The 13,449-nt window shown below is 59.5% G+C and carries 14 protein-coding genes and 2 pseudogenes; 8 read left to right on the top strand and 8 right to left on the bottom strand.

Going from position 1 to position 13,449, the window contains the following annotated elements; all coding sequences use genetic code 11:
* Both C5P05_RS02465 and C5P05_RS02460 read right to left on the bottom strand, forming a co-directional pair.
* Nucleotides 1–1,292, bottom strand: a 1,292-nt coding sequence (locus tag C5P05_RS02465) for an MASE3 domain-containing protein (RefSeq protein ID WP_157979193.1), incomplete at its 3' end; no start/stop codon positions are given.
* A gap of 362 nt (nucleotides 1,293–1,654) precedes the next feature.
* The gene (locus tag C5P05_RS02460) at nucleotides 1,655–2,080 is read right to left on the bottom strand and encodes a TetR/AcrR family transcriptional regulator (protein ID WP_269813887.1); all 426 of its coding nucleotides are present in this window, start codon (nucleotides 2,078–2,080) and stop codon (nucleotides 1,655–1,657) included.
* 613 nt (nucleotides 2,081–2,693) lie between these two features.
* Here C5P05_RS02460 and C5P05_RS02455 point away from each other — a divergent pair.
* A complete protein-coding gene (locus C5P05_RS02455) occupies nucleotides 2,694–3,530 on the top strand; it encodes a MipA/OmpV family protein (protein ID WP_198674594.1) in 837 nt (278 codons plus the stop codon).
* 18 nt (nucleotides 3,531–3,548) lie between these two features.
* Nucleotides 3,549–5,468, top strand: a complete 1,920-nt coding sequence (locus tag C5P05_RS02450; protein WP_114968298.1) for an esterase/lipase family protein — start codon at nucleotides 3,549–3,551, stop codon at nucleotides 5,466–5,468.
* 40 nt (nucleotides 5,469–5,508) lie between these two features.
* Here the strand turns inward: C5P05_RS02450 and C5P05_RS02445 are convergent.
* A pseudogene (locus C5P05_RS02445) lies at nucleotides 5,509–6,133 on the bottom strand (IS6 family transposase).
* Here C5P05_RS02445 and C5P05_RS33515 point away from each other — a divergent pair.
* The 4 genes from C5P05_RS33515 to C5P05_RS34290 all read left to right on the top strand — a co-directional run bounded on the left by C5P05_RS33515 (nucleotide 6,132) and on the right by C5P05_RS34290 (nucleotide 8,264).
* Nucleotides 6,132–6,275, top strand: coding sequence for a hypothetical protein (locus tag C5P05_RS33515; RefSeq protein WP_157979192.1), 144 nt, complete (start codon nucleotides 6,132–6,134; stop codon nucleotides 6,273–6,275). The pseudogene C5P05_RS02445 and the gene C5P05_RS33515 sit on opposite strands and share 2 nt — an antisense overlap.
* Entirely contained in the window at nucleotides 6,272–6,931 is a 660-nt protein-coding gene (locus C5P05_RS02440; protein ID WP_114968297.1) for a TetR/AcrR family transcriptional regulator, read from the top strand. The genes C5P05_RS33515 and C5P05_RS02440 overlap by 4 nt, the downstream gene beginning before the upstream one ends.
* A 144-nt stretch (nucleotides 6,932–7,075) precedes the next feature.
* Nucleotides 7,076–8,098 (top strand): ATP-binding protein, encoded by a 1,023-nt coding sequence (locus C5P05_RS02435; protein ID WP_232834313.1) that lies wholly within the window; start codon nucleotides 7,076–7,078, stop codon nucleotides 8,096–8,098.
* Between the two features lie 19 nt (nucleotides 8,099–8,117).
* A complete protein-coding gene (locus C5P05_RS34290; protein WP_232834312.1) occupies nucleotides 8,118–8,264 on the top strand; it encodes a hypothetical protein in 147 nt (48 codons plus the stop codon).
* Between the two features lie 258 nt (nucleotides 8,265–8,522).
* On the opposite strand, the gene C5P05_RS33510 is transcribed toward C5P05_RS34290, so the two are convergent.
* The 5 genes and pseudogenes from C5P05_RS33510 to C5P05_RS02410 form a co-directional block, all read right to left on the bottom strand.
* Nucleotides 8,523–9,128: an IS630 family transposase gene (locus C5P05_RS33510; RefSeq protein ID WP_157979191.1), complete on the bottom strand. Its 606-nt coding sequence runs from the start codon at nucleotides 9,126–9,128 to the stop codon at nucleotides 8,523–8,525.
* A complete protein-coding gene (locus C5P05_RS33505) occupies nucleotides 9,128–9,571 on the bottom strand; it encodes a helix-turn-helix domain-containing protein (protein ID WP_157979190.1) in 444 nt (147 codons plus the stop codon). The genes C5P05_RS33510 and C5P05_RS33505 overlap by 1 nt, the downstream gene beginning before the upstream one ends.
* A 51-nt stretch (nucleotides 9,572–9,622) precedes the next feature.
* A complete protein-coding gene (locus C5P05_RS35225) occupies nucleotides 9,623–10,015 on the bottom strand; it encodes a helix-turn-helix transcriptional regulator (RefSeq protein WP_114968295.1) in 393 nt (130 codons plus the stop codon).
* 125 nt (nucleotides 10,016–10,140) lie between these two features.
* A pseudogene (locus C5P05_RS35220) lies at nucleotides 10,141–10,587 on the bottom strand (cupin domain-containing protein); the annotation flags it as partial.
* 348 nt (nucleotides 10,588–10,935) lie between these two features.
* A complete protein-coding gene (locus tag C5P05_RS02410; RefSeq protein ID WP_332871323.1) occupies nucleotides 10,936–11,928 on the bottom strand; it encodes a LysR family transcriptional regulator in 993 nt (330 codons plus the stop codon).
* Between C5P05_RS02410 and C5P05_RS02405 the strand changes: the two genes are divergently transcribed.
* Both C5P05_RS02405 and C5P05_RS02400 read left to right on the top strand, forming a co-directional pair.
* Nucleotides 11,846–12,406: a DoxX family protein gene (locus C5P05_RS02405; RefSeq protein WP_332871322.1), complete on the top strand. Its 561-nt coding sequence runs from the start codon at nucleotides 11,846–11,848 to the stop codon at nucleotides 12,404–12,406. The two genes, C5P05_RS02410 and C5P05_RS02405, sit on opposite strands and share 83 nt — an antisense overlap.
* Nucleotides 12,407–12,541: 135 nt before the next feature.
* Nucleotides 12,542–13,420 carry an SDR family oxidoreductase gene (locus C5P05_RS02400; protein ID WP_114968292.1) on the top strand — a complete coding sequence of 293 codons (879 nt, stop codon included), beginning with the start codon at nucleotides 12,542–12,544 and terminating at the stop codon, nucleotides 13,418–13,420.
* The last annotated feature ends 29 nt before the right edge of the window (nucleotides 13,421–13,449 follow it).

Below are 13,449 nucleotides of genomic sequence, written 5' to 3'. Positions count from 1 at the left end.
TCGCCCATGGCGTGTCCAAAACTGTCATTCACGGTTTTGAAATAGTCCAGATCAAGAAACAAAACAGCCACGCGCAGACCTGAGCGTCCGGCCCGCGCCAGGCTCTGGATCAGTTGCAAGCGAAACAGACAGCGATTCGGCAGGCCGGTGAGTTCGTCGTGGGTGGCTTGATGCCGCAGTGATTCTTCAAATGTCTTGCGCTCGGTCAGGTCGCGCACATAGGCAATGGCGTGGCGCGCGCCCTCGTGTTCCCAGTGCCCCAGCGAGATGTCCACCGGCAACAGCTGACCATCGCGGCGCAACAGTTTCAAATCCATCGCGCCCATGGCACGGGGATGCGGTGCCGTGAAATAGTCTCGCATCGACTGCGCGTGGCGCGCACGCAAGTGCGCGGATAAAAACAGGTCCACGTTCTGGCCCTCCAGTTCATGCGCCGGGTAGCCGGACAGAGTTTCCATGGCCGGGTTGGCCAGCAGGATTTGTCCCGTCTGGTCCACCCACAACACGCCATCCGGGGCAGCATCCAGAATCAGTTTTTCGTGCAGATGATGTGCCTCCATGCGTACCAAAGGGCGGCGCAGCGCCTCGTTGAAAGTGGCATGAAACAAACACAGGTAGACCGCCACCTTGTACACGTGCCCAATCACATTGGCGCCATCCTTGGCGATCACTCCCGACTGGCTGAAAAACAGTTCAGACACCGCCGACAAGGACACGGCAAAGGCCAAGGCCATGACACATTCACGGGCCAATTCTGCCCGGCGCCGCCACAGCATCCCCAGCGTGACCAGATTAAGGCTGATGATCAGCCACTCCAGTCCAATTTTCAGGGGCGGAAGATCCTGCCCTGGGACAAATTGCACCGGTACGCACCCGGGCCAGCGCAGCCCGACGCAACCCAGTACCCCGACCACGGCCAGCATGATGACCAGGGCGCGCCGCTTTCTTCGCGTGGTAACCGTTGGCGTCGTGGTCAGCACGGCATACATCAGCAGGGCGCTGGCGGCAAGAAGGCGCGCGACTAACCAGAAAAAAATGGATTTTTGTGGGCTGTTGGCGGTTAGGGCCTCCGGCATGCCTGCACAGCCCAGGGTGTGCAGAAAGTCGAGCAGGCCCACGCCGAAAAAAGCCACGCCCAGCAACACCACAGCTCCCTTGCGCGCCGACAAAACAGCACGGTAACCGGTGACGAATACCAACATGGTCACCACCACGGCAAGCATTTCCACCGCCGCGTGCCGAAACAGGAACGTCATCGACTCGATCACGACCTGGCGCGACGAATGCGACATCCACCACAGCAGTGGTGGGGCCAGCGCCAGCACAGTCCAGCCAGCGGCGCTTTGAACGGGTGTGTATGTTTGTGGGGCTTGTTATCCATCATCTAGTTCTTATTGTTCATGCGCTCCTCTGAGGACGAACAAAACCGTCATATCTGCGTGTACACAACACCAGTCATTGGAGCAATTGGCACCAGAAAGCATCACAAATCAACAATCGGTCGTTTGCCAATATAGCATGTAATGAACAATCGGTCATTACATGTCAACTCTGCCGCTAAATACCGTGGGTGGAAAGTGTGGTCGGATGTGCAGCTGGTAGTTAGTCCTTGTCTTCTGGCAGCGCGCCTGCTCTTCCGACAAGACCATCTGCCTCACTGCGCATAGAGCAGCGGGATCGTGGTGAAGTTGAAATCCTGTGTCAGGGCGGTGGCGCGCAGGCTGCCTATGGCGGCCAGTTCGCCGACGCGGCGCTGCTGGGCGATCCTCGCCGGGATGAGGGATTCCTCGAACCACAGTTCGACCAAGTGTGGCGCCCGGTGCGCCTCTGTGATCAACAGCAGGATGAGGGCGACTGTCTGAGGGGGCAGGTGCCGATACATGTTGTCGATCAGGCAGTCGAAGATCTCATCCGACGTTTGGCCCGGCAGGGGAGCAGGCACTTCGTCCGAGAGCTGGAGCCATTGCTCCAGCATGCTCTCGAAGATTGCGTCCTTATCGGCGAAGTGCACGTAGAGGTTGGCCTTGGATATGCCGGCGCGACGCGCGATCGCGGCGATGCTGGGGGCAGCGAAGCCCAGGGCGCTGCACCTCAGGTGGCAGGCGCATGCGAACTGGCTACTTTGCGGCCGGTGCGGTGTGGGGCTTTTGTGGTGACGTGGTCATGGGAGCCTTTTTGTGACAGTGTGCCCGATAGGCGCTGGGCCAAGTTACCAATGGGGCCAGCGCCGGCAAGACGTTCGGCTGGCCCAGAGGGCGATGGGACTCACCTGTGCCCGTTTCTGGGGGAGGGTGGATGCTGTCGGCGAATATTTAATGTTCGATCGTTCATTAGTCTTGTACAATCACTAACGAACGATCGGTCATTATAATTTTTCTCCGAGTCCATTGGCAGAGCTGTCAGCCGGGGCTGAAGGGACATGCTGGGCCGTATCGACAACCAACCCATGGCTCTACGCATGCATACAAAACCAGGACAGTTCTTGTTGCGCGGTCGCGCCGCTCGGTCTCGTCCGGGTATGGTGGCAAGCGAAGAGACAAAGGGCGAGCTAGGTGTTGCTGTTGCGGCACTGGGGCATCTACCAGAAAGGGGGGGTGTCCCGCGCCCTTCGCCGGTGCGATGACTGCTCAAACGCCGCAGCGCCCGATTCTGGATCGTGGCGGTTTTCTTCTTCTCTTTTTGGATGATTGACTATGACATCTCTTTTCACTGCTCTTACCCCCAAGCCTGTACGAACGATGCCTGCCGCTTTGGCGCTCCTTGTTGCCGGTACCTTGTCGATGGCATCCGCGTCGGCCCAAACGGCGGGCACGAAGACGACTTCACCCGATCAAGGCACGACGGAATCCGAAAGCGGCGACTCCAAGTGGGCCATCGGTGTGGCGGGAGGCATCAACAAAAAGGTCTATCGCGATTTCGACAGCAAGGCGAGTGGCCTGCCGCTGCTCACCTTTGAGAACAAGTATGTCCACGTGTTCGGTCCTGGCGTGGACGTGAAGCTGCCCTCGCTGGGGCCGGTTTCGTTTCGACTGCGTGGGCGATTCGTTGGCGAAGGTTACGAGGCCAGCGATTCCCCCTTCCTTCAGGGCATGGTTGACCGCGACAGCAGCTTCTGGGTGGGCGGCGCAGCCACCTGGCGCACCGGTATCGCTAACCTGTCGGCCGAAGTGCTCGGCGACGCGATGGGCAACAGCAAGGGCACCCGCGCCAAGCTGCAGATCGACCGTCGCTTCGCGGCGGGCTCGTTTGGTTTCACGCCACGGCTGGCGGCCGAATGGGTCGACAAAAAATATGTGGACTACTACTACGGTGTGACGCCGGGTGAGGCGCTTGCGGGACGCCTTGGCTACCAGGGTGAATCCACTGTGAACACCGAGATCGGCATGCGCATCGACTGGCGGGTGGCTCCCAAGCATGCCGTGTTCCTCGATATGGGGGCCACGCGTATGGGCAGCGCGATCACGAACAGTCCCCTGGTCGAGAAGGACACCCAGTACGGGGTCGGTATCGGCTACTTCTATCGCTTCTGACCTGGGGGTGTTCCCAACATGGTGACAAGTACGGTTCTGCGCCGGGTGGCGCTGTGCCTAGCCGCCGCAGCATTGTTATCGTTAAATGGCTGCTCGGTCTTGCGCGAGTTCCGCCCGGCCGTCGAACTGGAGCCCATCAGCACCGAGCGCTACGTTGCGCCCGGGCGCGGCGACGTGCTCGTGCAGCAGGAGTTGAGCCCTGCGACCCGCGAAGCGACGCGGGTCGCAGGGCTCAACGGCGGGCCACGTGCCCAGTCAGGGTACGCCTGCATCGAGAGTCTGGCCGACACGCGCGGGATCGATGAACCGCGACGCCTGTCGGCGCTGTCCGAGCTGTGGCTGGCGCATGCGCGGACACTGAGTGGCGATGCCCGGCTCAAAGCATGGTTCGAGGTCGCCCGGTATGCCTACGCCTACCTCGTCTTCACCGACCCCGGCGTAGCGCAAGATGCCGTCAAGGAGCGTCACGTCCAGGTGCGCGACTGGTACAACCAGGCCGTGCAACAGGTCGCCACGCAGATGTTCGCGTCGCGCTCTCGGGACGACACTGATCTTCGCGGCCGCGAACTGCACCGTGTTGGTTGGACACTGCACGTGAGCGCTCCCAGCGTGCGTGCTTCCGGCCAACCGTCGATGGCGCGCGAGCTGTTGCCCGCCGCGGCCCTGTCGTTTCGCGGCCTGCGCAGCATCTATCGCCGAGAGGGCTTGGGTGCCGAGTTGGTTGCGGTCATGGACCGGGAATCCGCACCGGAGCATGTCCATGATCGAGAGGCAGAGACTGCCATGAATCCGGTGGCTTCGCAGGTGTGGAGCGAGATGCCGGCGCCGCCGATCACAGTGCTGCTGCGGTTCAATGGCGACGACCTGGGAGACGTGCTAACCACGCGCGAGGCGACATTCAGTGTCCATGACCCCTATCGCGAGGCGAGCGCAGTGCTGGGGCACAGGAGCGTGCCGCTGGCGGCCAACTTCACGGCCGGCTATGGCTTGTGGCTCGCGCGCTCTGGCTTCTCGGGGCAGTCGTTGAGCACGTTCTTCGGCCACGGCGCGCGTGGCATCAAACGCCCGCACGTGTACCTGATGCAGCCCTACGATCCCCAGCGTCGAATCATTGTGATGCTGCACGGCCTGGCCAGCAGCCCCGAGGCGTGGGCCGATCTGGCCAACGAGATCGTCGGCGACGACGTGTTGCGCCAGCAGTATCAAGTGTGGCAGGTCTACTATCCAACCAACATCCCGACCGCGCTGAGCCACGCAGCGATCCGTGACGCGCTGACCCAGACCCTCGCGCAATTCGACCCGACCGGCCAGGCCCCTGCGTCGCGCGATCTCGTCGTGATCGGCCATAGCCTGGGCGGCATCATCGCGCGGCTGATGGTGTCCACCGCTGACCAGGAGATCTCGAACCTGATCACCGTGCAGGACATCCCGCCTGAACGCCGCGACCGGATATTGAAGCGGCTCGACTCCGTCGTGCGTTTCGAGCCGTTGCCTGCGGTGACGCGAGCCATCTTCATCGCTACGCCGCATCGCGGCACGCCATCGGCCGGTCGTCAGCCGGCGCGCTGGCTGTCAAGCCTGATCCAGCTTCCGGTCACGCTGATGGAAGACCTCGCTGCGGTCGCGCGCGACGCGGACCTGGACATCACAAAGATTCGATTGCCCAACAGCATTGACAACCTGGACGAGAACGATCCTTTTGTGCGCGCGGTCGCCGACCTGCCGATCTCTCCAGCGGTGCATTACAACTCGATCATCGCGCGGTCCGACCCAGTGATCTCGCTCGCCGACTCCGACGACGGGCTGGTGCCTTACCGGAGTGCGCATCTGCCGGGCGCGGAATCGGAACTGGTCATACTGTCCGGGCATCGCGTGCAGAACAGTGCGCCAGCCACGGCCGAGATCCGGCGCATACTGCATGAGGCGATTTTGCGATAATGGAGTCGGGACAAAAATAGCTGGACGGTTCGACTTGTGATCAAACCGCAAGGCTGTAGAACTGGGTGGCAGCAGACACGAGTTGGCCACCGGGACAATCCAGCTGTCCCTTGTGAATCATGTGCATGGTCTCGATTCCTGCAATGATGATCCCGGCGCTGCAGAATGACGTGAATCCCCGCATCGCTCGGGTGATCCGCTTGATGGCCCGGGGGGGCTGTTCGACGATGTGGTTGAGATACTTGTTCTGGCGCAGCATCAGGATCTCGACACTGGCGTCGGCCTTGACGCTTTCAATGGCGGCCGTGTTGGCGCCGCTCTTGTCGATGGTGATCTTCCCTGGCACGTCGTGCCGGTTGATGGCGAGCTCCGAGAGCCGCCGGGTTACAGCCAAATCGCGCTTGGCGGTGAGCAAAAAATCCAGCGTATCTCCGGCACGATCGACGGCGCGATAGAGATATGTCCACTGGCCTGAAACCTTGATGTAGGTCTCCTCCATGCGCCAGCTTCTACCCACGGGGCGCTTGCGCCGGCGGATACACGGCGGCCAGAACCGGCAGAACCTTGATCGCCCAGCGATGAATCGTGACTTCCAGAGGGTAGTGAAGCCGTTTGAGGACCTGGTGCAGCGTGCTGTTGATCAGACTTTGGCGGAAATCAAGCATGGCTCAGATTGTCGTTTATGCTTACTGCAACAGAACCGGAAAGAGTGGCAAGAACGACGCCAACGGTTTAATCGAGCCAACAGCAATCATGGGCGCTATGCGCAGTGTTGCTGCAGGGCACTCACTTACAGCGATGGCATGAAGAAAACAGATTCCGTAGCCCCAGCCCCCCGGCTTGAACCCAAGAAGAAAAGGACACGACTGGCCCCCGAGGTTCGCCGCGAGCAGATCCTTGCAGCGGCGCTGGTCGAGTTCAACGCGTTGGGTTTTACAGCCGCGAGCATCTCAAAGATCGCTCGCAGAGCGGGTACCGTGAAGTCAAACATCTACGTTCACTTCACCGACAAGGACAATATGTTCGAGACGCTCCTTGAGGGCCTCATGGCGCGCTCCCAGGAAAGCTTGAGTTGGATGCAGGACGTGCCGAATGCCGAAGAGTTTGTAGAACGTCTCGTTGAATCCGGCTACGCTGCTCTGACCGACGACACGATCGCGATTGCCAGACTTCTTATCACGGAAGGCCATCGTGTTCCGCATCTGCTCGCCAAATGGAGTGCCGCGAACATGCAGGCGCGTGTGGATCGCCAGGCGCTCGTTGATCGGTTCGTCGCCGAAGGAAAGCTGAATCCGAGCCCGCTGACCGAGCATTTCAGCTTGGTGATGGCCCCGCTCGTCTATGCGGCCGTTGCGCAGATGGTTTTGGGAAAAGAGAAGGCGGCGGGAGAAGTGCAGGCCGTGAAGGATACGCACCGCAAGTTGTTGGCAATGCTGCTACCGCCGGCCCAGTCCAAGACTTGACTGCGGATCCCTCCCTTTCGACCCCAGCCCGAGTCCGGCCGCAGCGCCGGCAAGCGCATCAACCACTGGGGATGACGTGATGAAGGTGTTTCGGGTTGGAGTTGGACACTTTTGCGTCGTTTCTATTGATAGAGAACGACCTGAATGGAGCCGATCAATAGCCCGTTTTTACCCGGTGCCGGTGCGCCCCCTCCCGAGCTGGTTGGGCGCGACCCGTTACTGGAGCAGGCACGCATTCTGCTGGGGCGCGTGAAACAAAAACGATCGGAAAAGAGCTTTCTGCTGACCGGATTGCGCGGTGTTGGCAAGACCGTGCTTCTGAACGAAATCGAGCGAATGGAGAAAGCTGCCGGTTATCAAACGATCCTGATTGAAGCGCATGAGGACAAGCCACTGGGCGAACTCATTTATCCGGTGCTGCGTGGTTTGCTTTTTGAATTGGATCGGGTGGCCGGCGCTGGCGACAAGGTCAAACGTGGATTAGCGGTATTGCGCAGTTTTATCGGCAGCATTAAATTGACGGTCAACGATGTGGCCTTGGGCCTGGACATCGAACCCGCCAAAGGCACTGCCGACAGCGGGGATCTCGAAGTCGACCTGCCAAACTTGTTTGTGGCCATTGCCGAGGCAGCGCTTGAGCGGCAGACGGCGGTGGCCATCTTGGTGGACGAAATCCAGTACCTTAGCCAAAAGGAACTGGGCGCCCTCATCATGGCCATGCACAAGATGCAGCAAAAGCAATTGCCGCTGGTGCTGCTGGCTGCGGGCTTGCCGGTACTCCCTGGTATGGCTGGCGAATCGAAGTCCTACGCCGAGCGATTATTTAACTTCCCGGACATTGGGGCGCTGTCCGAGGTCGATGCGACCAAGGCACTGCGCGAGCCGGCACGCCATGTCGGGGTTGAATTTGAGAATGATGCACTCAAGGAGGTGTTCCGCCTGACCCATGGCTACCCTTATTTCATTCAGGAGTGGGGCTACCAATCATGGAATATGACAGCGGCGAGTCCGGTCACCTTGGAGATCGTCCAAAACGCAACACGAGAGGTGACCCGACGGCTGGATAAGAATTTTTTCCGGGTCCGGTATGACCGACTGACGCCCGGTGAGAAAAATTTTTTTGCGGGCGATGGCCCATCTGGGTCCTGGCAGCCACCGCACCGGTGATACTGCGACGGCCCTGAACATGACGGTGAAAGGCATAGGCCCGGTACGCGCCAAGCTCATCAAAAAAGGAATGATTTACAGCCCGGCACACGGAGATATGGCGTTTACTGTGCCACTTTTTGATGAATTCATGATCCGCGCGATTCCCGATTTTACACCCGGCTGATGGTGCAAGGCGTATGGATTTGCGTATCGCCGCACCTTCAGCAACTGCCCGGTTCGTCTTATCGGCGACAAGCAGAAGGCGGTCAAGACCACCGCGTTTGAGCTGCGGCGCAAGCCGACGTCGTCTGGCCTCAGGCGGCACGGCACCATGTGTGCAACCGGGCCGCCCGCCGGGCGCCAAAACCAAGTAAGTTAACACGCAAGTTTTAAAACATAATTACGACCATAGTTTATGGTCGGCGTCTTGTCGGGTAAAGTTTCACTCGATGGTCCACTTTTCCTCGTTGCGGGTTTGCTGCCAGGCAGCAACCTCGGACTCCAGCAATTCGAGATCGGCAATGCGCCGATCCAGGCATTGGCGACTCAGAATGCCAATCTCCATTTCCGCCATCTTCAGCCAGCTCGCGTGCTTTGGGGTGTAGTGAAACTCCACGCGACGCAGGATCTTGGCGGCCGCACGACTGCCCAGCACATCGTCAAAGCACTTTCTGAAGTGCGTGTCCAGGTTATCGAGCACCAAGTGAATTCGTCTTGCCTTGGCATACACGCTAGTGAGCAGTCCTTTGATGAAGGCGACGAAGTCAACCTTTTCTCGACGCTCGGTGACGGATACGATTCGCTGTCCCGCCTTGGGCTCGACAGCCACGAACAGATTGGTGGTGCCGTTGCGTACGTACTCGTAGTCATGCTTGCTTGGGCTGTTCGCCGCCATGGCCAATGGAGGTCGGCTATGGGCGATAAGTTGCAGGCCTTTCTCGTAGACGCATATGACCGGCTCGGTTTTGGATATTGGCCGCGCGCATAGTTCGAGCAGGGCATACATTCGGGCACGGTACTCCTCGGTCAGCGCCCCAATGCACCACATTACCCGGCGCCAGGGCTTGAGGTCGTTTTTTTGAGCATGCGGCGCACGGTTTCCCGGCTCACGGATTGCATGCCAGGCTCTTGACGAGCGGCGCGTTCGAGCTCGACCATGGTCCAGCGCTGGCGTCCCTTGGGCGGTGCTGAGCAGGCCAAGGCGATCACACGCGCCTCGGCGTTGCTGTCGTACTGGCGCGGGCGTCCTGAGCGCTGCACATCGAACACTGCCAACTCCACCCCGCCTTGCAAGTAGGCGGCGCGAGCACGCCACACGGAAGTGCGGCCAATGCCAAGCACTGCCTTGATCTGCGATTCTGGAATGTTGCGGTCCAGGCATGACAGCACATGGGCGCGATTGACCTCGCGCGCCTGATGCACCCCTTTGCTGCGAATTGCTTCGATAGTCGAGCGATCTTCCTCGCTCAAGTTCAGTTCTGTCTGACGCATGACTACTCCAAGGTATGCCGATAGCGACATTTGGAGTATATTCATGTTTCGTTAATTGCGTGCCGTTGTACTAGCACCGTGCGAGAGGTCGTGAGACTCGTCCGCGTATCGATGGAGCAGGCGCATCGCATTGGATTCATCGACGTCGGCGTAGCTCGGTACGGGTGTGTCTGAACACACCCAACGTGTTTGGTGCCAGGCGCTGGGGGTGTTGCCGAACGCCCGCTTGAAGGCAAGGTTGAGGGACTTCACGTTAGGGAACCCACAGTCCAACGCAATGTCGGTGATGGACTGAGGTTTTGGCCCGGACAGCAGGTCCAGCGAGCGGCGCAGGCGTACGTGCCCGATGAAGCTATCGAAGCTCGCCCCAGTCTCGGACTTGAACAGACGCGACAGGTAGCCGCTGGACAGGCCATGTGCCTGCGCGACGGTAGAGATCGACATAGGCTCGCTGGCATGGCGTCGGATGTACTCGGCAACGCGGGCCAGACGCGGATCGAGCAAGCGCGCGCCTCGTCGACGAGCACGCTGGGCACCTTGCGCAGCAGCATCGCGACGAGTCGCAGGACCAAGGACTCGACCTCCAACTCCCACGCCGAGCGTTTCACACGCGACTCGATCATGATGCGGGCGACCAAGCCGCGCAACTGCCGACGTACCGCGCTCTTCTCGGCATCGGCGCGCAGCTCGCCCAAGTCGAATCGCCGGCGCGAGAAATGCGCGTCATGCCGCGTGATCGCAGGGTCGATGTGTAGCGCAAGCACCGCGTTGGCTTCGCCCAGGTCGTGAGTGGCGTGCGGCTGGTTGCCATGAATGATCGCCAGGTCTCCCGCCTCCAACCGCTGCTCGCCCGCATCGGTGTAGAGCATGACGCGGCCGCAAAGCACCAGCAGCACCTCGAAAGCGGCATGCAGGTGAAAGTCGGCCGTCTGCACGGAGTGGAGGAACGCGTGCACGGGAAGTTGAGTCGGGAAGATGACCCGCTCGACGTAGCAAGCGGCACCGAGTGTGTTCATTCGACGTCAGCGCTCCTTGTCGACAACTGCCTGCGCATTCCGCCTATTGCGGACGCCCATTCTAAGCTGATCGCGGACCCCGTGGGTGGGGTGCCAGGGTGACGGGGGGTCATCGTGCAATTGCCCGCCGTCAGCTCGCAACGCTGTTCGCGATGAGCGTGGAACGGGCTGTGCCGGAGTGAAGAATCACTCCCATCAGCATGGAAGACATGCCTCCGTCAACGGACAATTCGGCGCCGTTAACGTAAGCCGCGCGAAGGGGCTGGCGAGAAACAACGCCACAACAGCCATGTCTGCGGCTGAGGCGGTTGAATTACTATCCGTCAAACGATATTTTGAGCGCGGTAGTTATGCCCCCTCTAACTTTTCGGCCAGCGTTTGTTGCAGCATGTCAATGAATGCACGCGTCTTGGTCGGCATAAGTCGACGCCCCGGAAACACGGCCCAGGCGGTGTCCGATGGCATGCACCAGTCCGACAATACACGCTGAAGTTCGCCAGAGCGAACATGCGCCGTGGCAAATAGATCGGGAACTGAGACTATGCCGGAGCCGGCGCAAGCCTGTCGAATTAACAAGCCCGGTGAGTTGGCAGAAAACCGCCCCGGTGGTATGCCCTCCCAATGCAACTCCCCATTCACCAGACTCCACTGCTCAACCTCGCCGTTGCGGCCTAGCCGGTGCACCGCCTGGTGCTGCTGCAGATCGGTTGGTGAAGCGAGTTCACCGTGCTCGGCAAGGTACGAAGGGGCGGCATAAAGACCATTTTTCATATCAGCAAGACGGCGTGCCGCAAGCAAGGCGTCGTCTGGCAACTTGCCGATTCGCAAAGCGACATCGAAACCTTCCGCCAGCAGGTCAACGCGTCGCGATGACAGATCGAGCTCCAGCGACACCGCCGGATACATGGCAACAAACGCGGCCAGCATGTCATGCAGGATCAGCTCAGCGATCTCACTGGGCATGGATACACGCAGACGCCCAGTTGGTTGAGCCTGGCGATGCTCGGTCAAAGCCGTTACCGCATCAACGTCAGCCGCAATTTGACGAGCGTGTTCAAGCAACTTCACGCCAAATTCAGTGAACGTCAAACGCCGTGTGGTGCGCAACATCAGCCGCTCCCCCAGACATTCCTCGAGCAGTGTGATGCGACGCGAGACGGTGGATTTGGGTAAGCCCATCCGGTCCGCCGCGCGACTGAAGCTGCCCAACTCGGCTACGCGGGCAAATATCAATAGATCGTTGGGATTCAATTGTTCCATGGGTGGGTTGATGTTATCCATTTCATGGCCTTCCGAAACGCTCGGAAGGTCAATAAAGTTCATCACATCGATGAGAGGCAATCAATTCAGTGCTTCTTGGAGACAGGCAACTTGGTTGAACCCTATTTACTTTGGACAAATTGAAATGAATGAATCCTACAAATCCTATGTTTCCGTTCTCGGACGCCTGCTGTTGGCCCTGATGTTTATCTTGTCTGGCTTTGGAAAGCTCACTGATATTCAAGGTACGGCTGGCTTTATCGCCAGTGGTGGATTGCCAGCCCCTGCTGTTTTGGCGGTAGTTGTCGGTTTGTTCGAGTTGCTAGGGGGTCTGACACTGGTCGTAGGCTTTCAAGTGCGATGGGCAGGACTGGCGCTGGCTCTGTTCACAGTGGCCGCCAGCGTGGTGTTCCATGCGTACTGGGGCGCTCCGGCGGAGCAGAAGTTTGTGACCCAGTTGCTGTTTATGAAAAACATGTCGGTGGCAGGTGGCATGTTGCTGGTGTCGGCGTTAGGTGCGGGGCCCTTGAGCGTGGATGCACGTCTGCAATCCCGCTAATCGCCGTTCGTGGCAACAAGCAGTTCTGGACTCGATCGTTTTCAGCCAAGGAGAGCCAATAACCAAACCTACTTTTTTAATCACCTGACAGGCATACACAACCCAACCCCTGCATTTATTACCCACGAGCATTCCATGACCAAACCAACCTTACTCATCATTGGCGCTGCCGGCAACAACGGCACCGCCACCCTCGATGCCCTGACGCGCAAACACAAGGACCACTTCACTATTCGCGCCGGCGTGCGTTCCGAAGCCAAAGCCAGCGATCTGCGGAACAAGTTCCCAGGCATCGAAACCGCCATCCTGGACCTCGACCAGCCGGCCACTCTGGCGGCTGCTTTCAAGGGAGTAGACAAACTGTTCCTGATCATCGGCAATGTGGAAAATCGTGAAGAGCAAGCCAAAAATGCCATTGACGCCGCCGTTGCCGCCGGCTCCGTCAAACATGTGCTGTTCTACTCCGTGTTCGGCGCCGAATACGAGTCCATCCTGTTTGGTCGCCAGTTCCGCTCCGGCGAAAAATACCTGGAAGCGTCGGGCCTTAAGTGGACGCACCTGCGTACCATCTTTTTCCAGGAAAACATGCCCGGCTGGGCTGACGGCATCAAACAAGGCGCCTTCTACTTCGGCATCCGCGAAGGTCGTTTTGCCCCCCTGAACGTGGGCGACATCGGCGAGATCGCGGCCAACATTCTGTGCAGTGACGGTCATGAAGGCAAGGCCTACGCCATCACTGGGCCGCAGTTGCTGTCTGGCCAGGATTTCGCCCGCACATTCACGGATGTTACCGGCAAGCCCGTTCAATACGTTTCGCCGGATGAAGCTACAACGCTTGGCTCCTTGCTTGGAGCTGGCTGGCCTGAATGGCAGGCCAAAGGCATGCTGGAGCTGTTCGACGTCTTTGCCACGAACCAGGCGGCTGTCGTTTCACCAGAGGGAGAACGCTTGCTGGGACGTCCACTGACCACGCTGCGCACCTACCTTGACGCCAACAAGGCGGCTTTCGTTTAACCCCCAACTTCAATATAGAGGATTCTTAT

This window comes from Rhodoferax ferrireducens, from assembly GCF_003347515.1.
GTDB lineage: Bacteria > Pseudomonadota > Gammaproteobacteria > Burkholderiales > Burkholderiaceae_C > Rhodoferax.
Note: the sequence above shows the minus strand (reverse complement) of the source record. Positions and strands in the feature narration are given on the sequence as shown.

Coding starts and splice junctions, on each gene's coding strand:
- C5P05_RS02455 (WP_198674594.1), top strand. CDS start 2,694: ATGACATCTCTTTTCACTGCTCTTACCCCCAAGCCTGTACGAACGATG.
- C5P05_RS02450 (WP_114968298.1), top strand. CDS start 3,549: ATGGTGACAAGTACGGTTCTGCGCCGGGTGGCGCTGTGCCTAGCCGCC.
- C5P05_RS33515 (WP_157979192.1), top strand. CDS start 6,132: ATGGCTCAGATTGTCGTTTATGCTTACTGCAACAGAACCGGAAAGAGT.
- C5P05_RS02440 (WP_114968297.1), top strand. CDS start 6,272: ATGAAGAAAACAGATTCCGTAGCCCCAGCCCCCCGGCTTGAACCCAAG.
- C5P05_RS02435 (WP_232834313.1), top strand. CDS start 7,076: ATGGAGCCGATCAATAGCCCGTTTTTACCCGGTGCCGGTGCGCCCCCT.
- C5P05_RS34290 (WP_232834312.1), top strand. CDS start 8,118: ATGACGGTGAAAGGCATAGGCCCGGTACGCGCCAAGCTCATCAAAAAA.
- C5P05_RS33510 (WP_157979191.1), bottom strand. CDS start 9,128: ATGTGGTGCATTGGGGCGCTGACCGAGGAGTACCGTGCCCGAATGTAT.
- C5P05_RS33505 (WP_157979190.1), bottom strand. CDS start 9,571: ATGCGTCAGACAGAACTGAACTTGAGCGAGGAAGATCGCTCGACTATC.
- C5P05_RS35225 (WP_114968295.1), bottom strand. CDS start 10,015: ATGTCGATCTCTACCGTCGCGCAGGCACATGGCCTGTCCAGCGGCTAC.
- C5P05_RS02405 (WP_332871322.1), top strand. CDS start 11,846: ATGGGTGGGTTGATGTTATCCATTTCATGGCCTTCCGAAACGCTCGGA.
- C5P05_RS02400 (WP_114968292.1), top strand. CDS start 12,542: ATGACCAAACCAACCTTACTCATCATTGGCGCTGCCGGCAACAACGGC.